This is a genomic window from Streptococcus mitis, from assembly GCF_946188585.1.
GTDB classification, from domain to species: domain Bacteria; phylum Bacillota; class Bacilli; order Lactobacillales; family Streptococcaceae; genus Streptococcus; species Streptococcus mitis_DG.
In genome coordinates this window covers 1-24,167 of the sequence record NZ_CAMHVI010000007.1, presented here as the reverse complement: position 1 = coordinate 24,167, position 24,167 = coordinate 1, and the positions used below count along the sequence as shown (strand labels likewise).

Sequence of the window (24,167 nt, the reverse complement as noted above, 5' to 3'; positions counted from 1 at the left end):
ATATCAATTAATTTATTCAAATACTTCACAAACTTTCATTTTACTTCTCAAAACACACCAATCGTTATAGTCAGTTCTAGTCTTATTTTCCAGCAAAGTATTTAACCGCCGACGCAAACAGGTGCTGGTCTTTATTTCCTGGGATATTTTGGAAAAGACCATCCTCATAACGTTCTGAGTGTCCCATTTTACCAATGATTTGACCGTTCTTGCTGGTAATTCCTTCAATGGCATGGACGGAACCATTCGGATTGTACTTAGAATCCATGCTTGGTTTGCCTTCAAAGTCAACGTATTGGCTAAAGATTTGACCATTGTCACGGAGCTCTTCAAATTCCTCAGCCGTCACGACAAATTTCCCTTCACCGTGCGATACTGGGATGGCATGGATATCGCCCACTTGCACTCCAGCCAACCATGGTGAGTTGGTATTCGCAATCCGAGTTTCCACCATCTTGGCCACGTGCTGGTTGGCATCATTGTAGAAGAGGGTTGGGCTGGTACTGTTAGCATCTTCAAAGTTTCCATATGGAAGAAGACCTGATTTGACCAAGGCCTGGAATCCATTACAGATACCGATAATCAAACCACCACGAGCAATAAAGCTATCAATGGCTGCACGCACTTTTTCATTGAGCAGAATGTTGACGATAAACTTGGCTGATCCATCTGGTTCGTCCGCAGCTGAGAATCCACCTGCAAAGAAGAGAATGTTAGCCTTGCCGATATTGTCAACCATAGTTTCAACGGACTTGACAATGGCTTCTTCATTCAAGGTCACAAACGGCACCAAGTTAACCTCTGCACCTTCTTTTTCAAAGGCCTTGGCTGAATCATATTCTGAGTTGGTTCCTGGGAAGACTGGGATGTAAACCACTGGTTTTTCAACTCTTTCTTTAGCTTTGATAACTGCTTCAGAAGCGACAGCTGGAACTTCTTCCAGTTCTTTAGATTGGGCAAATTCAGTTGGGTAAACTTCTTCCAGTCTTCCTTGGAAGGCACTGTCAAGTTTCTGTCCATCTAGCTTCACACCGTTGACAGTCAGTGTAAAGTCTGATTTTGTTTGTCCAATCTTCTCTACTCCAGCAATTTCTTCAGGAGATGTGAAGACAAATCCGCCTAATTGAGCTGTCAAAGCAGTTTCAGGTTCAGGCAAGATTACCTCTGCACCAATATGATTTCCAAAGGTAGCAAGTGCCAAACTTTCAACCACACCACCATATTTGACAGCTGAAGCAGATGTCACTTTGTGACCAGCTTGGATGTCTTTAAACTGAGCAAAATTAGACTTAATCAAGTCAAAATCAATCTCTGTAGAGAGGGCTTGACCTGGGATGTAGTAGATATTTTCACCAGCAACCTTGAACTCAGGAGAAAGCACATTACGGCTATCTGCCGTCGTCACCCCAAAGGCAACCAAGGTTGGCGGAACGGTCAATTCTTCAAAAGTACCAGACATGGAGTCCTTACCACCGATAGATGGCAAACCAAGTTGGATTTGTGCTTCGATAGAGCCTAGAAGAGCTGCTACTGGCTGACCAAAACGCTCAGCTTGTTTATCCATGCGCTCGAAATACTCTTGGTAAGAGAAACGAGCCTTAGACCAGTTTGCGCCAGCAGCCACCAAACGAGCAGTTGCTTCGATAACCGCATAAGCAGCACCGTGGTATGGAGACCATTCAGCTACATATGGGTTGAAACCTTGAGCCATGACTGAGGCAGTATGAGTCACACCGTGTTGTACAGGCAATTTCTGCACAGAAGCCTCAGTCGGTGTGAGTTGGTAGCGACCACCAAGTGGGTGATTGACCGTAGAGCGTCCAACAGAGCAGTCAAAGATAGTCTGTAATCCTTTTTGACTCGCATGATTCAAATCAGATAGAACTGTAAGGGTATCTGCTTCCAGTGTTTCTACGCTTGTTGTACGCTCTTCTGGAAGTTTGACATCCTTGTCCACAACCTTGGCATCGACGACCACACGCACACCATTGGTATCAAGGAAGCGACGTTCCAAGTCCACAATTGTCTCACCATTCCAGTGCATGACAAGATTTGGTTTTTCAGTCACTGTCGCAACCACAACAGCATCAATATTTTCTTTGTTACATTCAGCAACGAAGGCATCTACATCCTCAGGACGCACCACAACCGCCATCCGTTCTTGTGATTCAGAGATGGCAATTTCGGTACCATTTAAGCCCTGGTATTTAAGAGGCACCTTGTTGAGGTCAATTTCAAGACCGTCTGCCAATTCACCGATGGCTACACAGACACCACCAGCACCAAAGTCGTTAGATTTCTTGATAAGACGAGTGACATTGCCATTACGGAAAAGGCGTTGAATCTTGCGTTCTTCTATAGCATTCCCTTTTTGGACTTCAGCACCAGCTGTTTCAACAGATTCAACAGTTTGAACCTTAGAAGACCCTGTCGCACCACCGACACCGTCACGTCCAGTCTTACCACCGAGAAGGATAATGACATCGCCCGCTTCAGGCTTTTCACGAACAACATTGCCCTTTGGAGCCGCACCGACAACTGCGCCTAACTCCATACGCTTAGCAACGAAACCTGGGTGGAAGTACTCACGAACATAAGTCGTCGCCAGACCAATCTGGTTCCCATATGAAGAATAACCATGAGCCGCTGTTTTAGAAATAACCTGTTGTGGCAATTTCCCAGCACGCGTTTCCGAAATCGGTGCTGTAATATCACCAGCACCCGAGATCCGCATGGCTTGGTAAACATAGGAACGACCTGACAACGGATCACGAATGGCACCACCGATACAGGTAGCTGCTCCACCAAATGGCTCAATTTCTGTTGGGTGATTGTGGGTTTCGTTCTTGAACATGAGGAGCCAAGGTTCCTTGACACCATCAACGTCCACTTCGATTTCGACCGAGCAAGCATTGATTTCGTCTGACACTTCCATATCGTCCAAACGTCCATTAGCACGCTCATATCGACCGAAAATAGTCGCCATATCCATCAAGGTTTGTGGTTTTTCAGAACGCCCCAACTCTTCACGCATGGCAATATACTTGTCATAGGTCGCCTGCAATTGTTTTTGGAATTTAGAAGCTGAAAAATCGATGTGTTTCAACTCTGTCTCAAAAGTCGTGTGACGGCAGTGGTCAGACCAGTAAGTGTCCAAAACCTTGAGTTCTGTTTCCGTCGGCACGCGCCCGATTGACTTGAAATAGTCTTGGATAAAGAGCAAATCATCCACTTCCATAGCCAATCCTTGCTCAGACTTATACTGTGCAAAATCTTCTGCCCTATAGCTTTCAAAGAAAGTCAATTTAGGAATCGTCTTGTCCGACTCTGAAAATTCCTGCTTGACAATCCCTGTTGTGATGTCCTTGAAACGAGAATCAACTGGATTGAGCAAGTAGTTCTTGACCGCTTCCAACTCAGTCGCATCAATATCTTTATTCACCAAGTAAAGTTGGGCTGTGTTGACCGTCACGTCACTTGAACTTCCCAGTAAAAGCAAGGCTTCCTGTGAAGATGCCGCACGCTGGTCAAATTGCCCAGGTAGACTTTCAATAGCAAAGAAAGCATAGTTAGCAAGATCGGCCTGCACAGCCGCGTCGTCCAAAACATGGTCGGTCACCTGCTCAGAGAAAATGTGTTTTTCCGCACGCGCAAACAAATCCTCTGCCAAATCAAAGACATCATAAACTTGCACGATGCGAATACTTTTCAAAGTTGACAATCCCAAATTATGCTGGAGTTCTCTAACTAAACTCTCTGACTTGACCTGAAAATCAGCCTTTTTCTCAACAAAAATACGTTTATCCATCAATTCTTATTCCTTTATTTCAGCTCTTGCAATATTCCCAAACGACTTCTAGGTTATTATTTTAGTTCCTGCAACTTTTCCCAGACAACTTCGTAAACGTCTGTTAGTTCTCCCAATCCTCTACGGAGTGAAAAGGTCTGGGGGACCTTTTCAGCCTGAGTCCTTTTAGTTGAGAGACGAAGGTTTTCCGTTGCAAACAGATTATTTCAAACCTTTCAGCTTCTCCCAAACAACTTCATAAACATCGGTTAATTCACCTAGTCCCCTACGGAAAACATCCTTGTCCATGTGGTTGCCATCCGCATCCCACAAACGGCAGTTATCTGGTGAAAATTCATCTGCCAAGATAATCTTGCCATCCTTGTCAAAACCGAACTCTAGCTTAAAGTCAATCAACTTAAGCCCAATCTCAGCAAACCAGCCTTTCAAAAGTTCATTAATACGACGGGTTTCTTCCTTCAAGTAGGCAATCTGCTGGTCATCCGCAATCTGTAGGAATTTCACATGCTCGTCATTGATGAATGGATCATCCAAATCATCATTTTTATAGTAAAATTCAACAATCGGAGTCTCCAAGGCGATTCCTTCATCAACGCCAAAACGTTTTGAAAAGGAACCAGCCGTGTAGTTGCGAAGCACAACTTCCAAAGGAATAATCTTAACCTTTTTATTGAGTTGTTCTGTGTCTGAAAGTTTGTCCACAAAGTGAGTCGCCACACCAGCCGCATTTAATTTCTCAAAAATAAAAGATGAAATCTGATTATTCAACACTCCCTTACCTGCAATCTGCTCCTTCTTGACACCGTTGAAAGCAGTCGCCTGGTCCTTGTAAGTCGAAATAATAAGATTTTCATCCTCAGTTGTATAGATATCTTTAGCTTTTCCCGAATAGATCAATTGTTTTGACATTTTAAAGTTCGCCTTTCGTATTACTTGAGCACATTTTACCACAAAAAGCCTAAAATTACAAGAATTTAACCGAATAAATAACACATTCGCTCTAAAAATCGTAAAGAAAAAACTGCAAGAAGTATCTTTCTCACAGTTTTAAAATCATTTAACTCTAAAAACACGAACATTATTCTTTGTTCAAAAATTGATCCAAATAATAACGTAGGTAACTTTTCTTGCCTATAATCATCTGTAGGCGACCTTCCACCCCGTACCGAAGTTTTTCTGCCTGCTCAGCAGTCAGATCGGTCTCAGCCTCGATTTTAAAGAAATTCCCTTTCTCAGTCTTAGTAGCTGTCGCATCTATGCTGGTAATCGTGGAATTTAAGAAAAGTTGATTCTTAGCATCATGAGTCGTAGTATAACGAACAGAATCCCCAACCTTGACTCTAGCAACATCTTTTGAACTTAGATAAGCTGTAAGTTTGGCTTTCCCTTCTTTTTCCAAGGACGGATAGAGTTGGGCTAGTAGGGCACCTTCTGCTACCATGGTCGAATCACTAGTCTCAGGATTAAGATGAAGCACCCCATCCTCACTGGCCGTAATTTTCCCCTTATCTAGAAGATTTCCCTGCACCTTCTTGCCTGACTCTGCCTCCAAGATTTTCTGATCTAGAAGGGTCAATTCCTGACCAACCTTAGCCAAGTGTTGTGATTTAAGAGATTCCAATTGACTGCCTAAACCAGACGCATAGGCTCGCTGGGTACCTGAACCTGCATACTGGACACGGTAAGTAGCAAGACTGGATTCTAACTGAGAAAGCTGCGCTTCAACCTGCGCAACAGCCTGGGCCTTAGCTTGCGGATTTTCCTCGCCCTGAGACTTGTAGGACTGATAGAGAGAGTAGGCTAGATTCTGATTGCCCAAGGAAAAGCCTGTTTCAATAGCTGACTTAGCTGTCTGGTAATCGCGAATTTTAGCCTCTGTTTGACTGATGAGGTTGCCGATTTCAGCTTGGGTTTGACTAGATGCTGCATTCTGGGACGCGATGGTCTCATTTTGTTGCGATATACTAGCCCTAAGACTGCCTGCTTGACTGATGTAGTCGCGAAAGGTGGCCTGGTAGCCAAACTTATCCTCCTCTGGAAAGTAATCCGTCCCTTCTTGCAGACTCTTCTGCAAATACTCCAATTGCTGTTTTTGATCCTTGAGCATGTCCAACTGGCTGGCATAAGACTCCACTTGGACACCCTCTGCCCCTTCCTGATATTGAACCAACAATTCTCCCTTTTTAACTAGCTTATTTTCTTCCAAATGATTGACAAGAATGCGATTGTTGCTAGTTGACTGGATATTTGCAAGGATACGACTAGGCTCAACAGTAGCTCTAGTTGACAAACTCATCTCCTTCTCTGCCAAAGTTGCAAAGCCAAGCAAAAACACGAGCAGAAGGGACATGGGTACAATCACCCGACTGGAAAAATTATGGTATCGACGATTATAAAACTCCGCACTTTCTAAAAATTCTGGTTTCATCCTCTCCTCTTTCTAGCTATTCACCAAATGGGCGTAAAAGCCACCCTGTGCAAGCAAATCAGCATGTTTTCCTTCTTCAACAATCTTGCCCTGATCCAAGACAACAACCTTCTCTGTTCGCTCAGCAATGGTCAAGCGGTGGGCGATGAAAATCAAGGTCTTATCTAAAGCCATGAGATTATCAACAATCCGCTTCTCTGTCAAAATATCCAAACTGCTGGTCGCCTCATCCAAAATCAAGACAGGCGCATCTGTCAAGATAGCACGCGCCAGAGCGATTCTCTGACGTTGACCACCTGAAATCCCTGCCCCATCCGAAGTCAATTCTGTCTGGTAATTCAGGGGCATACGCTCGATATCCTCTCGAATCTCTGCCAATTCAACCGCCCGTAAGATATCTTCCTGAGTCGTCCCCTCCTTGGCTCCCAAAAGAAGATTCTCCAAAATCGTCCCGTTAAAGACATAGGGCTGTTGAGGCAGATAGTTGATGTACTGGCGCAAGGCCTTTTTATCAATCTGATTGAGATTGACACCACCCAGACTAATCTCTCCCTGACTTGGGTCGTAAAAATTAACCATCATCTTGGCCAAGGTCGTCTTACCTGATCCTGAAATACCCACAAAAGCCACCTTAGAACCTTGGGGAATGGTCAAATTGATATCTGACAAGACATCTCGACCATAGCCATACTTGTAGGAAACCTGCTTGAAGGTCATATCTCCCTTCATCAAACTCAAATCCTCGACCCTTTTCTTCTCCTCAAACTCCGAAGCTACCAGATAAACCTCGTTCAGACGGTTATTGGCAACCTGCGCTGTCTGAAGCTTGGTTTGCAGATTGATGATATTTTCCAAAGGATTTGTAAAGTAAACCAGCAAGGTATTATAGGTAATCAACTGCCCCAAACTCATCTTGCCATCCATGACCAGAACAGCCCCCATCCAGAGAATGCCGACATTGAGCAAGAGATGGGCAACCTTTTTCAGAGCCTTTTGCTGACTCTCTGCCCGACTATAGGTAAAGGATTTCTTCAGATAATCCACAAATTCCTTGTCAATCTTTTGGTAACGCTGACTTTCACTGGTCAAAGACTTGATAGTCTCAATACCGTTGATGTCCTCGATGATAGAAGAAGACAGAACCGCATTTGCTTCCATGGTATCCCGATTCATCTTTTCAAACGGCTTCATAAATGCAAAGATAATCACTGTGTAGATAGGAAGTGCCAATAAGGTCATGAAAAAGAGATTGGTATTTTGTGAAAATAAAACAAGGGAAATAATGACAACCGTTGACACATCTAGGAAAATCGAAAGAATGGTCGAAGCCAGCGCATCGATAATACTGTTAGCATCCGTGAAACGAGACACGATTTCCCCTGTCCTGCGTGTCACAAAGAAGGACATAGGCAGGTGAAAAACATGCTTGATATAGGACAAAATCACATCAATCGACAAGCGCTGCCCCAAAACAAGCAAGAGATACTCCTGAGCGTAAGACAAAACCTGCTGGAGAATATAGACGATAACCAGCCCAATAGAAATAATCCCCAACGTCGAACGCATCTGATCTGGTACATAGGTATCAATGATAGACTGCAAATAATAAGAACCCACAATGTTAATCAAGGTGACCAAGAGTGTTGCCAAAACGATATTGGCAATCAAACCACGCTGTTTCACTAATATAGGGATAAAAGAGAGCAGACCATTCTTTTGATCCTTATAAGGCTTATAGTCTGGACTAGGTGCCATAAAAAGAGTCACTCCCGTCCATTCTTCCGCAAAACGCTCACGTGGCAGCTTGGTCAATTTTACCTCAGGATCTGGATCGGCAATATGAATGCTATCCTTATCCTGCCCAATTACCACATAATAGTGGAGCAATTTTCCTTCCTTAAGCACATGAGCAACAAAAGGAAAAGTCAAATCTGGCAAGTCAAAAAGCGTCATATCCGCCTTAATTGCTCGCGTCTCAAAACCAACCTCCTCTGCCACCTTGACCAAGCCCAAAGCCGTCGTCCCATCCATGGTCGTCTTGGCCAGTTCTCGCAAGTAAGCCAAAGAATAGTAACTACCATAGTAGCCAAAAACCATGGCTAATGAAGCTACACCGCAGTCCATCTGATCCACCTGCGAACGATAGTGACGTTTCCCAAATTTCATATTCATCTCCTTTTTTCTAAACTCATCTGATAATACCTATCTTACCCCAATCCCTAAACAAAAACTGGACTTCCTCCCCAAATGCGCCTATCTACCTCCCAAATGCACTTTTTGGATAAAAAAATAGGCAGAACAAACGTCATGCCTAAAATATATATTTATTTCTTTTTCTTCCTAATTCTTTTGTCAATCATGTACAAAACGATAATCGAAAATAGCGGTGGTACAATATAACTCTTTTCACTCATTGTCAGCTGAAATCCCAGGGGTGCTAGTATCTTAAAGATGAAAATATTCATCAAAAATAGAAAAACAAATACTAAAAAATATCCTAAAACCTTCTTCATTTCTTTTCTTCAACTTTCCTAATTTCTACACCTATTTTATCAAAAATACATGTAAAACTCCAAATAGACACCTCAATTGCACTTTTTTGGCAAAAAATAGGCAGAATAAGCGTTCTACCTAAAATATATATTTAAAAAGATTAAAATGTAAATAATTGTCAAATAGAATGTTGAGCTACATTCTTAGCAACATACAACTACTCTTATCTTGCTATTCTTTACTTTTGACGACTTCTACCACATCGCCTACACTTTGGAGTTGATCAATTTCCTCGTCACTGATTTCGATGCTAAATTCATCTTCCAGTGTCAAGATAAATTCCATCAAGTCAACTGAGTCAGCATCCAAGTCGTCTTTCAGACTCAAGGATTCTGTCACAACAAAGTCTTCTCCCTGTCGCTCTTGGATAATGGTCACAATACGGTCAAAAATTTCTTTTTCTGTCATCTCTTTTATTCTCCTGAAAATTCACGCGCAGTCTGGGCAACTACGTCTGTTTCTAGCATGGTACGAATCTGGCGAATCGTACTATAGACAGCCTTGGCATCGCTTGAGCCATGAGTCTTGACAACCGGTGCCTTGACACCAAACAAGACCGCTCCACCAACATCTGAATAGTTGAGCTGTTTTTTCAAACCTCTGAGGCTATCCTTGAGAAGGAGGGCACCTAATTTCGCTCGAAGACCACCACCTGTAATAGCTGTCTTGAGCAAGCCCATAATTCCCATGGCTGTCCCTTCAATAGATTTGAGCACAGCGTTTCCCGTGAAACCATCTGCCACAACAACATCCGCAACGCCATTCATCAAATCACGCGCTTCCACATTTCCGATAAAATTCAAACTCGTATCAGCTGCTAGTAATTCGTAAGTTTCCTTGCGAAGCGGGTCACCCTTGCTACTCTCTGTTCCATTGTTAAGTAAGCCAACACGTGGTTGCGCAATGCCACGAACATTTTTAGCATAGAAAGAACCCAGAATAGCGTATTGATATAGGTGCTGGGCTGTATTTTCCGCATTGGCACCGAGGTCTAGCATGTCAAAACCTTTGCCATCTACAGTCGGCAAGGTCGACATAAGCCCAGGACGGTCGATGTTCTTGATACGACCCACGATGAAGAATCCAGCAGCCAACAAAGCACCTGTATTCCCAGCTGAGAGGACAGCGTCTGCTTCACCCTCTTTGACAGCCTTGGCTGCCAAGACCATACTGGCATTTTTCTTCTTCCGAATAGCTCTCGTAGGTTCATCGTCTGAATCAATCTTCTCATCCGTATGGATAATGCTGACGCGCTCTGTCTCTGTCAGATATTGCTTGATTTTGCTTTCATCTCCGTAGAGTTGAACCTCAATATCTGAAAAGTCAGCCAGGGCTTGATTGACACCCTCAACGATGGCCTGAGGTGCATAATCGCCCCCCATTGCATCTACTGCAATTTTTTTCATTTGTTTTCCTCTTTTAGTAATTGTCCCCAGTCTGCTAGGGAATCAATAAATTTCTTTGATTTTAGGTGAATCCCCACGTACTCTTCGTAGAGCTGATCCATAAATTGGCGTAGCTCTTGCTTGATTTCAGGCTTGAGCGAAATGGTCTCCAAAGTCTCAAAATCAATGGCTTGAAATTGATTGAGCAGATAAGGGATATTGGGATTGAGATGGCAACGTCTCTCATCCTCATGATAATGCTCTGGGCAAAGACAAGCTCCATATTTGAAAGAAAAGTCAAAAGCCTGACCAACCCGATGACAAAAAACACACTCATTAAAATTGAGACTAATACCAAATCGAGTCAAGATTTGAATTTCAAAAATATTGGTCAAAACCTGATAATCCAAGCCCGCTTCCATCAACTCCAAAGTCTTTTGCAAAAAAGCAAACAAGGGAGCATCCTGCTGATTATCCTGCAAACTCGCATCTGCAAGAGCTGCTACGTAGGTCGCATAGGCCATGACAAAGAGATCACTATTAATCTTGGGAAAGGTCATGACCTCATGATAGTCCTCGATGTAGCTGAGCCCGTCATCATTGATTCGCAAGAGAAATCGTGCCAGCACCAAGGGCTGAATAACAGGAGCCAGTTTGGATTGACCTGCGTGTTTGACGAAAAACATGCGCTTGCCAGCCTGCTCTGTAAAAATCTTGACTAGCTTGTCATCCTCACGAAAATTGCGATTGTAGAGCACCAAGCCTTGACTCGTAATAGACTGAATCATGCTTCTCTCATGTACTCCTCAAGTCGTTTCATGGCTTCTTTGATAGTCTCCATGCTAGCCGCATAAGACAGACGCACATAGCCTTCCCCATAACGCCCAAAGGCGGCACCAGGGATAAAGGCAACGGCCTTCTTCTGAGCAAAATCCTTCAGAAAAGCAAAGGAATCTTGATTGTAGCCCGCTGGAATCTTAGCAAAGATATAGAAGGCACCGTCTGGTTTGATAATCGCAAAACCAAGAGCAGTCATTTTCTCGATAATATAGTCTCGTCGCTGGATGTATTCCTTCTTCATATGTTCCGCATCGTTTTTACCAGCCGTCAAGGCTTCTACTGCAGCATGTTGGGCCATGGTATTTGCGGCAGTGACCAAGTACTGGTGACTCTTGATTAACTGGGCTGTGAAGGTCGCAGGAGCGAAAATCAGCCCCAAACGCCAACCGGTCATAGCATGCGATTTAGACAAACCATTGATAATAATAGCCTGATCTCTCAACATGGTTCCTAGAGACACATGGGCTTCGCCTGTGTAGGTCAATTCTGAGTAAACCTCATCACAGACAACAAAAATCTCATACTTGCGTAAAACAGCTGCCAAGGCTTCCAACTGCTCCCGACTATAGGTAATTCCTGTCGGATTGGCTGGATAGTTGAGAATAACCGCTTTGAGCTTGTCACCCTGCTCCAAAATGGCCTTTTCCAATATCTCTGGAGTCAAGACAAACCCATTTTCAGTTGTATCAATCTCGACAATCTCTGCCCCAACTAGATTGACAATCGGTTCATAGCCTGGGTAAGCAGGAGCTGGCAAAAGCACCTTGTCTCCCTCTTCCAAAATAGCTGTCAAAGTAGCAGATAAAGCCTCTGTCGCCCCAATTGTAACCAAGATTTCATTTTCAGGAGCATAGTCCAGTTGGTACTTTTCCTTAACAAAATCACTAGCTGCCTGACGTAAAGTCAGCAGACCACTCATCCCTGTATAGTAGGATTGGTTCTGGTCAATGGCTCGCTTAGCCGCCTCCTTGACATGATCTGGCGTTGTAAAATCAGGTTCCCCCAAGGTCAAACGCAAGACCCCAGGAATCTCAGAAATAGCCTGATCAAACTGACGAATCAACGAAACTTGAATCTTATCTAACTGTTTATTAAAGCGCTTAGTTAAGTCCATAGATACCTCCCACTTTCAAAACGTATCTCTATTATACTACAAAAGCCCCCCGACCGCAAAAATACATGATAGAATAGCTTTCCACTTTCTATTTTACTTTTCCTGTTTACAGGTCTATAATGGTAACAGATTCTATTTGGAGGTTTTTATGTCATTTCTATCAAAAAATGGAGCAGGCATCTTGGCCTGCCTTCTCATTTCAATCGTATCTTGGTACTTAGGAGGATTCTTCCCTGTGATTGGCGCGCCTGTTTTTGCGATTTTTATGGGAATGCTCCTACACCCCTTTCTCTCGCCTTATAAACAACTGGATGCGGGATTGACCTTTAGTTCTAAAAAATTGCTCCAGTATGCCGTTATCTTGCTTGGTTTTGGTCTCAATATCTCGCAAGTCTTCGCAGTCGGACAATCTTCACTCCCTGTCATCCTGTCCACCATCTCAATATCCTTGATTGTTGCCTACCTCTTCCAGCGCTTCTTTGCACTGGACACAAAACTCGCCACCTTGATTGGAGTAGGTTCTTCCATCTGTGGTGGTTCTGCCATTGCTGCGACAGCGCCTGTTATCCATGCTAAGGAAAGGGAAGTAGCCCAATCCATCTCCGTTATCTTTTTCTTCAATGTCTTGGCTGCGCTCATCTTTCCAACCCTAGGCACCTGGCTTCATCTATCCAATGACGGCTTCGCCCTTTTTGCAGGAACAGCTGTCAATGACACCTCCTCTGTAACCGCCACAGCCAGCGCCTGGGACAGTCTCTACCAGACCAATACCCTCGAATCCGCAACCATTGTCAAACTCACACGTACTCTTGCTATTATCCCCATCACTCTCTTTCTCTCCTACTGGCAAAGTCGCGAGCAAAAAAATAAGCAAGGCCTGCAACTGAAAAAAGTCTTCCCACTTTTTATCCTTTACTTTATCCTTGCATCTCTCCTAACCACCCTACTGACCTCTCTCGGTGTATCCAGTAGTTTCTTTACCCCTCTCAAACAACTCTCCAAATTTCTCATTATCATGGCCATGAGTTCTATAGGACTCAAAACCAATCTGCTAGCTATGATCAAATCCAGTGGAAAATCCATTGTTCTCGGAGCCATCTGCTGGATTGCCATCATCCTCACCAGTCTTGGGATGCAGACCCTTATCGGCATTTTCTAATACAAAAGGTAGCCCACCAGCTACCTTTTTCTTATGCTTCCTCAATCAAACGTGTATGTTCCCTCTTAATGCAACGATTCATCACGATGTCATCGCATCCACCAGCACGCAAGATTTCTTCCGCCTCTAGACTTTCAAGTCCTAGCTGTGCCCAAAAAATCTTTGCATCAGCCTTGAGAAAATCACGCGCCACATCTGGCAAAAACTCACTGCGACGGTAAACATTGACAATATCTACAGGAAAAGGAATCTCTGCTAGGCTAGCATAAACCTTTTCACCCAAGATTTCACCACCTGCTTCCTTGGGATTGACTGGGATGATTTTATAACCCCGAGCCTGCATTTCCTTGGTCACTCGATTGCTAGTTGTTTCCTCACGATCTGACAACCCCACCACAGCAAGTGTTTTACTCGTTGCTAGATACTGACGAATCACGCCATCACTTGGATTGATAAATTCTTGACTCATAGAAATCCTCCTTTTTCATCAGTATAGCATATTTTGAAAAGGCTTGCAGATTTTGGCTACAAAAAAGCTCCTAGCAGTTCACTTCTGCTAGGAGTATGTTTTATTCTAAGTGAAAACTTAAATCTTTTTCTCAATACTAAAAAGTGGAGAAAGTGGGCGTTTTTCATGAATACGTACGATAGCATCCCCCAATAAATGAGCGATTGAAATCTGCTCAATCTTATCGATCAAACGCTCTTCTGGGAGATAGATGGTATCCAAAACAACCAATTTCTTAATAGCTGATTTTTGGATATTGTTCATAGCAGGACCAGAAAGAACTGGGTGCGTACAGCTCGCATAGACTTCAACAGCACCAGCTTCTGCAAGGGCATCTGCCGCGTGACAAATCGTTCCAGCTGTATCAATCATATCATCAATCAAAATACAAGTCTTGCCTTCGACCTTACCGATGATGTTCATGACTTCACTAGTATTCATCTTATCAACGCTACGACGTTTATCAATAATAGCAATAGATGTTTTCAAAAATTCTGCCAACTTACGGGCACGAGTCACCCCTCCATGGTCTGGGCTGACAACCACATAGTCAGAACCAACCATACCACGACGCTCAAAATAATCCGCAATCAGAGGAGCCCCCATCAAATGATCCACAGGAATATCAAAGAATCCTTGAATCTGCGCAGCATGCAAGTCGATGGTCAATAAACGATCCACTCCAGCTACTTCAAGCATATTTGCGACAAGTTTTGAAGTGATTGGCTCACGCGCTCTCGCCTTTCTATCCTGACGTGCATACCCATAGTAAGGCATAACAACATTCACAGATTCTGCACTGGCACGCTTCAAAGCATCCACCATAATCAAAATTTCAAGCAGATTGTCATTTACAGGCGAGCTAGTTGATTGTAGGATAAAAACGTGTTTCCCACGGATTGATTCTTCGATGTTGACCTGAATCTCTCCATCTGAAAATTGGCGAACACTTGATTTCCCCAACTCTATCCCAATCTCCTGCGCTACACGTTTTGCCAATTCTTGATTAGAAGAAAGGGCAAACAGCTTTAAATCAGAAAAAGACATGATTTCCTCCGGTATATATGTATCGCTTGTGCTTTTCACAAGATTTTTCCATCTACCATTGTAGCGCTTTTTGCACTATTTTTCAATCAAAAATAAAAGAAGGGCACCATATTTGTGCCCTTGCATCATTCTTTTGAAAAATATTCTAGTTCATCAACTCATTGTGCTTCTCAACAAAGCGATAAGCCTGATAAAAACCATAGAGAGTAACAGCCGTAACCACTGGAATCGCTAAGGGCAACTCTGTCTCCAACTCCACAAAAGGAGAGTTAAACAAGAAATGAGTTCCCAAGGCTAAACCTAGGAAAATAAGCCCCTGTTTCTTGCCAACCTTCTGCCCTTTATAGGCTCTGTAAAGCAAGTAAACACCTACTACCGCCAAACCTGAAAAAGTCCAGTGAGAAGCAATTCCTGAGATAATACGCTCTAAAATCCTTGAAATGGTAAAATCAAAGCCCTCTGGCAAATCCGTACGAATATAGCCAATATCCTCAATCATTTGGAATCCCAAACCAGAAGCAATTCCTAGTAAAAACAAAGATTTTAATTTTCGCACAGGAATCAAAGCCAAAACAAAGACAAGTGGCAACAATTTCAAGGGTTCTTCTACCAAAGGAGCCACAATCGCACTTTCAAAGGCATTTAAAAATGCACTATCTGGGAAAAGAACGCCCAGTAAATCATGGATATAGGTATTAGCAAAGCTAGATAGCCAGCCTGAAAGGAACATCCCACCCAATAAAGACAAGATCAAGGCCTTCTTTGGCAATTCCCATTTTTTCCCAATACGGAAAAGGAAATAAAGAGCTGGAATCATGTAAAAGAGAGCTAGAAAGATAGAAACTCCCATTAGGCCATATTCCGCACCTGACATAGAGCCGTCAGTATAGTAGATGGTTTCATACTGCAAACCAATACATAGCAATAAAATAAAAATAAATAAAATACTGTTTTTCTTCATACACTTTCATTCTAAATAAAGTATTTATAATTCTACGACTGTCATCCTTCCTGTATCCACATCGTAAACCGCACCTGAAATAACAACATCATCTGGGATTAGAGGAGTTTCCTGTAGCAATCTCATATCCTCACGAACACTTTCATCAATGTCTTGAAAAGGCAAAAAGTCCTTGTCAGAAACATCCACTCCTAGTTCTTTTTTCAAATACTCCTGAAAAGGACCATTTTCAAATGTCTGTGCACCACAGTCTGTATGATGGAGCACCACAATTTCCCTTGTCCCCATTTGTTGCTGGGAAATCACAAGCGAGCGAATCATATCATCTGTCACTCGCCCTCCAGCATTCCGCAAAATATGAGCATCTCCCAGAGCCAACCCAAGAGCTGGCGCAACGTGTAAACGCGAGTCCATACAAGTTACGATTGCAACCTTGGTCTTTGGTTTGATTGATAAATGAAGATCTCCATGCAGTTCTACATAGGCTTGATTGGCTTTTAAAAAATTTTCAAAATAGGACATAACAACTCACTTTCTAGTCTATCAGATAATTTGAACACCAAATTATTTATATCCTATCTTACCATCTTTTCTTTGTCTTGTCAGTTGTCAACCTTCATATAAAAAAACTGGGACAGAGACATCCAGCTTCTAGCTTGGGCTTCTGTCCTAGTTTTATTTTATGAACCTTTTTGGATATACTTATTGAGCGATCCTGCAAAGCTCTGAAGATTGAGACTTTGTACGTAGACCTCACCAGTTCCTCGGAAGGTATTCACCACTCCTTCGCCTGTACCAATAGACTGCCAGAAGCTATTTTCTAAGTGGATATTATAGTCCAAAGATTGACTCCAAGCCACCACATGGGCATTGTCAATGGTTATTTCTTGGTTTTGTAGCTCAATTTTCTTGATAGAGCCAAAAGCATTGGCCAAGAGAGTTCCCTGGCCTTGGGTAGTCATCACAAAGAGACCGCCTTGCCCTCCGAACAGAGCTTTACCAATAGACTGACTCTCCATAGTATAGGAAGCTGTACCATCAAGAGCTAGAAAAGCCCCATCATTCAGTCGATATTGTTTTTCACCTAGTTCAAGAGCAATTACTTGCCCAGGAGTATCTGGTGCTAGAGCAAGGTTCCCGTTATCAGACTCTGCTACAGCTTGAGTAATGAAGGTGCTTTCACCAGAAACCATTGAACGTCCTACAGCTTTAACAAAACGTCCCAAACCTGAACCGCTGGCATTGAGCTGGGTATTGAGACTTACGTTAGGCGTGTGGTAAACCATACTACCTCGCTGGATATAGACGGTTTCTCCTTGATTGAGTGACAACTCTACCAAAGGAAATTGCATATGACTGTCCATAGAAAATTTCATAAGAAATTCCTCCTTGTTTTAATAAATGTTAGCAATAAAATAATTAGTCATCTAAAGCTGACCATAACTATTAGGAGAATACCTTTTTCAAGACTTCCTGAATCGATGTCACCCCAATAACCTGAATTTCCTTAGGTGGAGTGATTCCTGTCAAGGAATTTTTGGGTACATAAATCTTAGTAAAGCCCAGTTTAGCAGCTTCATTAATACGCTGCTCGATACGATTCACGCGCCGAATTTCTCCCGTCAAACCAAGTTCTCCCACAAAACATTCCTGAGGGTTGGTTGGCTTGTCCTTGTAGCTCGAAGCAATAGCAACAGCGACGGCTAAGTCAATGGCAGGTTCATCCAATTTGATACCACCAGCAGATTTGAGATAGGCATCCTGATTTTGCAAGAGAAGCCCTGCACGCTTTTCCAAAACAGCCATAATCAGACTCGCACGATTGAAGTCCAGACCTGTGGTCGTGCGCTTGGCATTTCCAAACATGGTTGGCGTCACCAAGGCCTGAACCTCTGCTAAAATCGGACGCGTCCCTTCCATGGTCACAACGATTGATGAGCCAGTCGCTCCATCCAAACGCTCTTCTAGGAAAACTTGACTCGGATTGAGGACTTCAACCAAGCCACCCGACTGCATCTCAAAAATCCCAATTTCATTGGTAGAACCAAAACGATTTTTGACCGCTCTCAAAATACGAAAGGTATGGTGACGCTCCCCTTCAAAGTAAAGCACTGTATCCACCATATGCTCCAACATACGTGGACCAGCCAAGGTTCCTTCCTTGGTCACATGGCCGACGATAAAGATAGCAATGTTATTAGTCTTCGCTAATTGCATAAGTTCAGCAGTCACCTCACGCACCTGAGAAACAGACCCCTGTACCCCTGAAATCTCAGGAGACATAATGGTCTGGATAGAGTCAATAATGAGGAAGTTTGGCTGGATTCTTTCTACCTCAGCTCGAACACTCTGCATATTGGTCTCTGCATAGAGATAAAACTCGCTATCAATATCACCCAAACGCTCTGCACGTAGTTTAATCTGCTGGGCAGACTCCTCCCCACTGACGTAGAGAACCGTTCCCACTTGGGACAACTGGGTTGAGACTTGTAGTAGAAGCGTTGATTTCCCGATTCCAGGATCCCCACCGATGAGGACGAGACTTCCTGGTACCACTCCGCCTCCAAGTACACGGTTAAATTCCTCCATCTCTGTCTTAGTTCGATTGACATTCATGGAAGTCACCTCAGCCAGTTTCATGGGCTTGGTTTTCTCACCTGTCAAGGACACACGCGCATTCTTGACCTCGGCAACCTCAACCTCTTCTACAAAAGAAGACCAAGACCCACAGTTAGGACAACGTCCTAGATACTTAGGCGAATTATATTCACAATTTTGACACACAAATGTCGCTTTTTTCTTTGCGATGATAAACCTCTTTCTATATCTCTAACTCACACTCAATCACTTGGCAAAAATCAATCTTCTCATTTGGCACAAACTGGCGCATGAGCATTCCGTGAGTTACAATGATAATAGTTTTATAATTTTTATATTTTTCCAAAGCTCTTAAAAAACGATGACGCATCTCTAGATCAGTTTCATAGCGATAAGGAGAATCTTCAGATAAACCTCCTTGATATTTTAGATAATATTCATGAGCTACCAATACACTAGTTAAATCAGAGTTAGTGCCATCTAAGTCTGGACGCCACTCATGAAAAAACGGCTCCACAAATAAGTCCAATCCTGTTTCAACTGCTATATAATGGGCTGTTTCTAAAGCCCTCGTCACAGACGATGAAATAATAATCTCTGCCTTTCCAAAACATGCAGTTTTAGCAACTTCTTTTGCCAAACTGCGACCTTTTCCTGTCAATGGTGCTAAATCACGACCAAAACCACTATAGAGTTGCGGATTTTCAAGTTTATCAAGCATACTATAATCTGGCTCCCCGTGACGTACAAAGATAATCTTCATTCTAGTACCCAGTCGATCCAAATCCACCAGTCCGCACGCCGTCAGCTGCATCTCCATCTGCAATTAAGAAAGGTGCAAAGACAGCCTGAACCACACGTTCCCCAACTTCAAGAACAACCTCTTGGTCTGTGATATTCTTCATCTGCGCAAAAATATGCCCTTCATTTCCAGGATTTCCATAATAATCCCCATCAATGACACCAACCGAGTTAATCAAGACCAAGCCCTTCTTACGAGGATTTGAAGAGCGATCATAAAGGTAAAGAACCTCAGTCGGCTGCATATAGGCCTTAACCCCTGTCGGAACCAAGACAATCTCTCCTGGCGCAATAACTGTACGTACAGCAACCTTTAAGTCGTAACCAGCCGCATGCGCTGTCTCACGCTTGGGCAATAAATTTTCATCTGTAAAAGTTGAAACCAATTCAAAACCACGAATTTTCATCATCTTCTCTTTTCTATTATCATTTATTCTAGATTATTCTATCTTATTTATTCGGAAAAAGCACGAAAAAAAGAGCACACAATTCAAATCGCTTAGGGCTGCTGGATTCCTCCCCTGACCCGCTTCACGCAGAACTGTTGCTCCACTATTTATTATATCACATTCCTATTCATTTTAAAAGCAAAATTATTTTTTCCGTCTATTTCTAAAAAAGTCCTGCATAATAGCTGCGCATTCATCTTCCAAAATTCCCGTTTCAACATCCACACGATGGTTGAGACGCTCATCTGTCAAGATATCGTACAAACTCCCAGCAGCGCCAAATTTCTGGTTTTTAGCTCCATAGACCACGTTTGGAATACGGGCGAGTCCAATCGCCCCACTACACATGACACACGGCTCAATGGTCACAAAAAGCGTGCAATCAAGCAAGCGCCAGCTCTCCTCACTCAGGTTCGCATTCTCTATGGCCATAATCTCCGCATGCATAACCGCTCGCTGCAGTTCCTCACGCGCATTATGCCCACGACCAATGATTTCTCCGTCCTTGACAATCACACAACCAATTGGAATTTCATCGTGTTCAAGAGCAATCTCAGCCTCTTTCAATGCCTCTCTCATAAAGACTTCTTTTTCTTCAACTGTATAATTCATCAATTTCCCTTTTCCTACTTATCGATTTTATTATTATATCATGAATCCCAAGACAAAAAAAGCCACCGAATGCGGTGACTCTATAGGGAGATTATTATGAAAAAGAAAAGTTTAGGATATTTGTTACAACAAGTTAGGAGGTCTTCTTGTAACTGTCTATAGTATACCCGACCTATCTTAAACAAATCTTAAAAATCTCTTATGACCAAACACTTTCTAAAATATTTGTTTGTTCACGACCAGGACCTACTGAGAAAGTAGAAATACGAACGCCAACCAATTCACTCACACGACGAACATAATTACGTGCATTTTCAGGAAGATCCTCCAAATTACGAACTCCAGTGATATCTTCTGACCAACCTGGCAACTCTTCATAGATAGGCTTGCAACGCTTCAATTGCTCAAGACTAGCTGGATAGTAGTCAATACGTTGACCATCAAGATCATAGGCCACACAGATTTTCACTGTATCCAAACCACTCAAAACATCGATAGAGTTCAATGAAAGGTTCGTAATACCAGAAACACGGCGGCTATGACGCATCACAACTGAGTCAAACCAACCCACACGACGTGGACGACCAGTTGTTGTACCATATTCATGACCCACTTCACGGATACGTTCTCCCACTTCATCAAACAACTCAGTTGGGAATGGACCGTCTCCTACACGACTCGTATAAGCCTTACATACACCTACAACCTTGTCAATCTTACTTGGACCAACACCTGAACCAATCGTAACACCACCAGCCACAGGGTTTGATGACGTAACAAATGGATACGTACCTTGGTCTATATCTAGCATAACACCTTGTGCACCTTCAAAAAGCACACGTTTACCATTATCAAGCGCATCATTCAAAATAACAGATGTATCAGTCACATATTTCTTGATTTGTTGACCATATTCGTAATATTCTTCAAAAATATCATCAAAAGCAATCGCTTTACTGTCATACAATTTTTCAAAAAGACGATTCTTTTCAGCAAGGTTACGTTCTAAACGCTCACGGAAAATATCTTTATCTAAAAGATCTGCAATACGAATCCCAACACGAGCAGCCTTGTCCATATAAGCTGGACCAATTCCCTTGATTGTAGTCCCAATCTTATTGTCGCCCTTAGCTTCTTCTTGCAAACGGTCTAACTCAATATGATAAGGCAAAATAACATGCGCGCGATCAGAAATACGCAAATTATCAGTTGTCACACCCTCCTCATGAAGATAGCTCAACTCTTTCACAAGAGATTTAGGATTTACAACCATACCATTCCCAATAACAGAGATTTTTTCAGGGAAGAAAATTCCAGATGGAATCAAGTGCAACTTAAATTTCTTACCATCAATCACAATCGTGTGACCTGCATTATCACCACCTTGGTAACGTGCAATCACTTCTGCATTCGCTGAAAGGAAGTCTGTAATCTTCCCTTTACCTTCATCACCCCATTGGGTACCTACAACAACAACTGAAGTCATAATTTTGTCTGAGCCCTCAGGCTCTTCCTTTCTCACATACATGGCAGGACTCTCACCTGCAATTATATCTTACAATTTATTATAAGAAAAAATCGCCTTTTTATCAAGAAGAAACAATAGAAAGATTTGCTATTTCCAACTATTAAAAAATGATTTAGAAAAAATTCCGACTATTTATCATTATTTTCCCACAAAAAGTTAAATTTGTTCGGAAATTAACTCATACTGTCTCAACAAGCAACAAAACCCTGTTTCATTATCAATTTTTCAAGATACAAACGATAAGCAACACGATAATGGTAAACAATAAAATCCCGATGATTCCCAATGCTATATCGGAAAAGATAATAAATTAAAAATTTAAAATGAACATGTTCCCAGTCAAAATGATCTCCAAAGAAGGTACCATACTCTTCTTCAATATTTCTATAAAAATCCGTCATCTGCTCATAAATCTTTTGTAACATAAGTCTATACCCCTTTACTTTTTATAAGCTTATTCTAACAAAAAATTTTACACATTCACTATCAATTCCTGAATTGCTTAAAAACCAACCTCAAAAAGATAACAAATAGGAAAAGTTGACAGAATAGGAACAAATTTACTACCTAAATTAGACTATTATAGATCTTATTAACTGTGTTAAATACTAAAAGAGACTGAGGCAAAAATCTTAAATTAAGAAAAACGCATAGCATCAGATTGTACTGACCCCAATCTGTATTGCACAGGGCTAAGTCCTTTTAGTTTTACCTTAATTCGTTTGTTGTTGTAGTAATCAATATAGTCTACAATGGCTTGTTCCAATTGCTTAAGCGACTGAAACGACTTCTCATAACCGTAAAACATCTCCGATTTCAGAATCCCAAAGAAGGACTCCATCATACCGTTGTCTGGGCTGTTACCCTTGCGCGACATGGATGCTTGAATTCCCTTACTCTCTAGGAACCGATGATAAGAATCATGTTGATATTGCCAGCCTTGATCACTATGGAGAATCGTATTCTCGTAGTGCTTCTCTGTGAATGCCTGTTCCAACATGTTTTTTACTTGTGTTAAGTTGGGTGAAGTTGAAAGATTATAGGCAATAATTTCGCTATTAAAGCCATCTAAAACTGGTGATAAGTAAAGCTTTTGAGTACTTGCTGGAATGGCAAATTCTGTCACATCTGTGTAGCACTTTTCCATTGTTTTAGAGCCTTCAAATTGACGTTGAATGAGATTCTCTGCCTTCTTGCCAACGTCTCCTTTATGAGAAGAATATTTTCGTTTCTGTCGCATTTTAGCTTGTAAATTGACTACTTTCATCAAGCGTTGAACTCTTTTCTGATTTACCAGATAACCACGATTTCTTAGTTCTAAATGAATCCGACGATAACCATAATTTCCCTTGTGTTCGATAAAAATAGATTGAATTTCAGCTTTAAGCTCTTGGTCCTTATCTAGTTTGTCTAGCTGTTTCAAGTGATAGTAGTAAGTCGAAAGAGCTAGTTTAATGGCTTTTAGAAGAATATCTAACGAAAACTCAGTCATTAATTCTTGAACAATTTCGGTCTTTCTTCTTTCTCTTTTTTCTCCTTCAATCGGAGTTCTCTCAACTTTTTTAGGATGGCATTCTCCGCTCTCAGCTACTCATTTTCTGCTTGAAGATGTTCTAATTCTATCCTCTCTTCAGGTCTCGTTTTTGGCTTACGTCCCATTTTAGGTACTCTCCCTCTTGTTTTCTCAACAATAGTATACCCGTTTTTCTTGTATTGTGCTAGCCAGTTAAGAAGTATCGTACGACTTGGGAGACCATATTCAAGAGAAACTCTATCTTTAGTCCAGCCTTCATGTAAGACTTTATGAATCATTTCTTGTTTTGACGAACTCTATTCCGTAACGATCAATCAATTTAATCATGTACCTAATATTAGAATTGTTTATCCCAAATCTATTTGAAAGCTTCTCTATGCTATATCCTTATTTTCTAAGTTCATAGATCTGAACTTTATCATCATAAGTTAATTTCATAATAAAAACACCCCAAAAGTTAGATTTTTAAGACTGTTTTTAAAATCTTTCTCAAGAACAAATATAAAATCGTCAACACTTTGAAAACTTCAAAAAAAGTATTTTCATCGCTCTAAACATCAAAAAAGAAAGGACGAAATTTGTCCTTTCTAGATATTACCTTTTCTTCAATCCACTACAGTTGACAGAGAGCCTATTTTTATGTTCACGAAAATAAAAAAAGAGGACTAAACCTCTCTTAATTAACTACTCCGCCAGTAGGACTCGAACCTACGACATCATGATTAACAGTCATGCGCTACTACCAACTGAGCTATGGCGGAATAAAGCTAAGCGACTTCCATATCTCACAGGGGGCAACCCCCAACTACTTCCGGCGTTCTAGGGCTTAACTTCTGTGTTCG

General features: G+C 42.0%; 22 protein-coding genes, 1 tRNA gene, 1 other RNA gene and 2 pseudogenes. 2 read left to right on the top strand and 24 right to left on the bottom strand.

Features of this window, described 5'->3' with window-relative positions; translation table 11 throughout:
* Positions 1–82 precede the first annotated feature (82 nt).
* From N8M66_RS08035 to N8M66_RS07990, 10 genes are all read right to left on the bottom strand, one after another.
* On the bottom strand, positions 83–3,808 hold the full coding sequence (locus N8M66_RS08035; RefSeq protein WP_261046768.1) for a phosphoribosylformylglycinamidine synthase: 3,726 nt from the start codon (positions 3,806–3,808) through the stop codon (positions 83–85).
* A gap of 56 nt (positions 3,809–3,864) precedes the next feature.
* On the bottom strand, positions 3,865–4,008 hold the full coding sequence (locus N8M66_RS09465) for a phosphoribosylaminoimidazolesuccinocarboxamide synthase (RefSeq protein ID WP_080890703.1): 144 nt from the start codon (positions 4,006–4,008) through the stop codon (positions 3,865–3,867).
* A gap of 1 nt (position 4,009) precedes the next feature.
* On the bottom strand, positions 4,010–4,717 hold the full coding sequence (purC, locus tag N8M66_RS08025; protein WP_261046764.1) for a phosphoribosylaminoimidazolesuccinocarboxamide synthase: 708 nt from the start codon (positions 4,715–4,717) through the stop codon (positions 4,010–4,012).
* A 169-nt stretch (positions 4,718–4,886) separates the two neighbouring features.
* Complete coding sequence (gene comB, locus N8M66_RS08020; RefSeq protein WP_261046762.1) at positions 4,887–6,236, bottom strand: competence pheromone export protein ComB; 1,350 nt, start codon at positions 6,234–6,236, stop codon at positions 4,887–4,889.
* Positions 6,237–6,248: 12 nt separating this feature from the next.
* On the bottom strand, positions 6,249–8,402 hold the full coding sequence (comA, locus tag N8M66_RS08015) for a peptide cleavage/export ABC transporter ComA (protein WP_261046760.1): 2,154 nt from the start codon (positions 8,400–8,402) through the stop codon (positions 6,249–6,251).
* A 158-nt stretch (positions 8,403–8,560) separates the two neighbouring features.
* Positions 8,561–8,749 carry a hypothetical protein gene (locus tag N8M66_RS08010; protein WP_261046759.1) on the bottom strand — a complete coding sequence of 63 codons (189 nt, stop codon included), beginning with the start codon at positions 8,747–8,749 and terminating at the stop codon, positions 8,561–8,563.
* Between the two features lie 211 nt (positions 8,750–8,960).
* Positions 8,961–9,197: an acyl carrier protein gene (locus N8M66_RS08005; protein WP_020902253.1), complete on the bottom strand. Its 237-nt coding sequence runs from the start codon at positions 9,195–9,197 to the stop codon at positions 8,961–8,963.
* Positions 9,198–9,202: 5 nt separating this feature from the next.
* Positions 9,203–10,195, bottom strand: coding sequence for a phosphate acyltransferase PlsX (gene plsX / locus N8M66_RS08000; RefSeq protein WP_261046756.1), 993 nt, complete (start codon positions 10,193–10,195; stop codon positions 9,203–9,205).
* On the bottom strand, positions 10,192–10,962 hold the full coding sequence (gene recO, locus N8M66_RS07995) for a DNA repair protein RecO (RefSeq protein ID WP_125451626.1): 771 nt from the start codon (positions 10,960–10,962) through the stop codon (positions 10,192–10,194). The genes plsX and recO overlap by 4 nt, the downstream gene beginning before the upstream one ends.
* Positions 10,959–12,128 (bottom strand): pyridoxal phosphate-dependent aminotransferase, encoded by a 1,170-nt coding sequence (locus N8M66_RS07990; RefSeq protein WP_070479663.1) that lies wholly within the window; start codon positions 12,126–12,128, stop codon positions 10,959–10,961. Before N8M66_RS07990 ends, recO begins: the two co-directional genes overlap by 4 nt.
* Positions 12,129–12,276: 148 nt before the next feature.
* On the opposite strand from N8M66_RS07990, the gene N8M66_RS07985 reads away from it, so the two are divergent.
* On the top strand, positions 12,277–13,287 hold the full coding sequence (locus N8M66_RS07985) for a YeiH family protein (RefSeq protein ID WP_261046752.1): 1,011 nt from the start codon (positions 12,277–12,279) through the stop codon (positions 13,285–13,287).
* A 31-nt stretch (positions 13,288–13,318) separates the two neighbouring features.
* Here N8M66_RS07985 and N8M66_RS07980 read toward each other — a convergent pair whose 3' ends face one another.
* The 13 genes and pseudogenes from N8M66_RS07980 to N8M66_RS07920 form a co-directional block, all read right to left on the bottom strand.
* Positions 13,319–13,756: a CoA-binding protein gene (locus tag N8M66_RS07980; protein WP_261046748.1), complete on the bottom strand. Its 438-nt coding sequence runs from the start codon at positions 13,754–13,756 to the stop codon at positions 13,319–13,321.
* Between the two features lie 117 nt (positions 13,757–13,873).
* Positions 13,874–14,842, bottom strand: a complete 969-nt coding sequence (locus tag N8M66_RS07975; protein ID WP_201058588.1) for a ribose-phosphate diphosphokinase — start codon at positions 14,840–14,842, stop codon at positions 13,874–13,876.
* A gap of 145 nt (positions 14,843–14,987) precedes the next feature.
* Positions 14,988–15,803, bottom strand: coding sequence for a PrsW family intramembrane metalloprotease (locus N8M66_RS07970; RefSeq protein WP_070479669.1), 816 nt, complete (start codon positions 15,801–15,803; stop codon positions 14,988–14,990).
* A 24-nt stretch (positions 15,804–15,827) separates the two neighbouring features.
* Entirely contained in the window at positions 15,828–16,325 is a 498-nt protein-coding gene (locus N8M66_RS07965; protein ID WP_033679448.1) for a beta-class carbonic anhydrase, read from the bottom strand.
* A 158-nt stretch (positions 16,326–16,483) separates the two neighbouring features.
* Positions 16,484–17,179 (bottom strand): TIGR00266 family protein, encoded by a 696-nt coding sequence (locus N8M66_RS07960; RefSeq protein ID WP_000672726.1) that lies wholly within the window; start codon positions 17,177–17,179, stop codon positions 16,484–16,486.
* 70 nt (positions 17,180–17,249) lie between these two features.
* A complete protein-coding gene (radA, locus tag N8M66_RS07955; protein WP_261046837.1) occupies positions 17,250–18,611 on the bottom strand; it encodes a DNA repair protein RadA in 1,362 nt (453 codons plus the stop codon).
* 13 nt (positions 18,612–18,624) lie between these two features.
* A complete protein-coding gene (locus N8M66_RS07950) occupies positions 18,625–19,164 on the bottom strand; it encodes a histidine phosphatase family protein (RefSeq protein WP_261046738.1) in 540 nt (179 codons plus the stop codon).
* A gap of 1 nt (position 19,165) precedes the next feature.
* Entirely contained in the window at positions 19,166–19,609 is a 444-nt protein-coding gene (locus N8M66_RS07945) for a dUTP diphosphatase (protein WP_084950556.1), read from the bottom strand.
* Between the two features lie 56 nt (positions 19,610–19,665).
* Positions 19,666–19,763: signal recognition particle sRNA small type (ffs, locus tag N8M66_RS07940), an RNA gene on the bottom strand.
* A gap of 32 nt (positions 19,764–19,795) precedes the next feature.
* Complete coding sequence (tadA, locus tag N8M66_RS07935) at positions 19,796–20,263, bottom strand: tRNA adenosine(34) deaminase TadA (protein WP_261046733.1); 468 nt, start codon at positions 20,261–20,263, stop codon at positions 19,796–19,798.
* 199 nt (positions 20,264–20,462) lie between these two features.
* Entirely contained in the window at positions 20,463–21,749 is a 1,287-nt protein-coding gene (locus N8M66_RS07930) for an adenylosuccinate synthase (protein ID WP_001832534.1), read from the bottom strand.
* A gap of 230 nt (positions 21,750–21,979) precedes the next feature.
* Entirely contained in the window at positions 21,980–22,216 is a 237-nt protein-coding gene (gene comW, locus N8M66_RS07925) for a sigma(X)-activator ComW (protein WP_094753828.1), read from the bottom strand.
* Positions 22,217–22,428: 212 nt separating this feature from the next.
* A pseudogene (locus N8M66_RS07920) lies at positions 22,429–23,703 on the bottom strand (IS3 family transposase).
* A gap of 83 nt (positions 23,704–23,786) precedes the next feature.
* Here N8M66_RS07920 and N8M66_RS07915 point away from each other — a divergent pair.
* A pseudogene (locus tag N8M66_RS07915) lies at positions 23,787–23,917 on the top strand (ISL3 family transposase); the annotation flags it as partial.
* A 95-nt stretch (positions 23,918–24,012) separates the two neighbouring features.
* Here the strand turns inward: N8M66_RS07915 and N8M66_RS07910 are convergent.
* Positions 24,013–24,086 (bottom strand) — tRNA-Asn (locus tag N8M66_RS07910).
* Positions 24,087–24,167: the final 81 nt, after the last annotated feature.

What these genes read in the sequence shown, in the direction of transcription:
- N8M66_RS08035 (WP_261046768.1), bottom strand. Translation starts at nt 3,808, where the DNA reads ATGGATAAACGTATTTTTGTTGAGAAAAAGGCTGATTTTCAGGTCAAG.
- purC (WP_261046764.1), bottom strand. Translation starts at nt 4,717, where the DNA reads ATGTCAAAACAATTGATCTATTCGGGAAAAGCTAAAGATATCTATACA.
- comB (WP_261046762.1), bottom strand. Translation starts at nt 6,236, where the DNA reads ATGAAACCAGAATTTTTAGAAAGTGCGGAGTTTTATAATCGTCGATAC.
- comA (WP_261046760.1), bottom strand. Translation starts at nt 8,402, where the DNA reads ATGAAATTTGGGAAACGTCACTATCGTTCGCAGGTGGATCAGATGGAC.
- N8M66_RS08010 (WP_261046759.1), bottom strand. Translation starts at nt 8,749, where the DNA reads ATGAAGAAGGTTTTAGGATATTTTTTAGTATTTGTTTTTCTATTTTTG.
- N8M66_RS08005 (WP_020902253.1), bottom strand. Translation starts at nt 9,197, where the DNA reads ATGACAGAAAAAGAAATTTTTGACCGTATTGTGACCATTATCCAAGAG.
- plsX (WP_261046756.1), bottom strand. Translation starts at nt 10,195, where the DNA reads ATGAAAAAAATTGCAGTAGATGCAATGGGGGGCGATTATGCACCTCAG.
- recO (WP_125451626.1), bottom strand. Translation starts at nt 10,962, where the DNA reads ATGATTCAGTCTATTACGAGTCAAGGCTTGGTGCTCTACAATCGCAAT.
- N8M66_RS07990 (WP_070479663.1), bottom strand. Translation starts at nt 12,128, where the DNA reads ATGGACTTAACTAAGCGCTTTAATAAACAGTTAGATAAGATTCAAGTT.
- N8M66_RS07985 (WP_261046752.1), top strand. Translation starts at nt 12,277, where the DNA reads ATGTCATTTCTATCAAAAAATGGAGCAGGCATCTTGGCCTGCCTTCTC.
- N8M66_RS07980 (WP_261046748.1), bottom strand. Translation starts at nt 13,756, where the DNA reads ATGAGTCAAGAATTTATCAATCCAAGTGATGGCGTGATTCGTCAGTAT.
- N8M66_RS07975 (WP_201058588.1), bottom strand. Translation starts at nt 14,842, where the DNA reads ATGTCTTTTTCTGATTTAAAGCTGTTTGCCCTTTCTTCTAATCAAGAA.
- N8M66_RS07970 (WP_070479669.1), bottom strand. Translation starts at nt 15,803, where the DNA reads ATGAAGAAAAACAGTATTTTATTTATTTTTATTTTATTGCTATGTATT.
- N8M66_RS07965 (WP_033679448.1), bottom strand. Translation starts at nt 16,325, where the DNA reads ATGTCCTATTTTGAAAATTTTTTAAAAGCCAATCAAGCCTATGTAGAA.
- N8M66_RS07960 (WP_000672726.1), bottom strand. Translation starts at nt 17,179, where the DNA reads ATGAAATTTTCTATGGACAGTCATATGCAATTTCCTTTGGTAGAGTTG.
- N8M66_RS07950 (WP_261046738.1), bottom strand. Translation starts at nt 19,164, where the DNA reads ATGAAGATTATCTTTGTACGTCACGGGGAGCCAGATTATAGTATGCTT.
- N8M66_RS07945 (WP_084950556.1), bottom strand. Translation starts at nt 19,609, where the DNA reads ATGAAAATTCGTGGTTTTGAATTGGTTTCAACTTTTACAGATGAAAAT.
- tadA (WP_261046733.1), bottom strand. Translation starts at nt 20,263, where the DNA reads ATGAATTATACAGTTGAAGAAAAAGAAGTCTTTATGAGAGAGGCATTG.
- N8M66_RS07930 (WP_001832534.1), bottom strand. Translation starts at nt 21,749, where the DNA reads ATGACTTCAGTTGTTGTTGTAGGTACCCAATGGGGTGATGAAGGTAAA.
- comW (WP_094753828.1), bottom strand. Translation starts at nt 22,216, where the DNA reads ATGTTACAAAAGATTTATGAGCAGATGACGGATTTTTATAGAAATATT.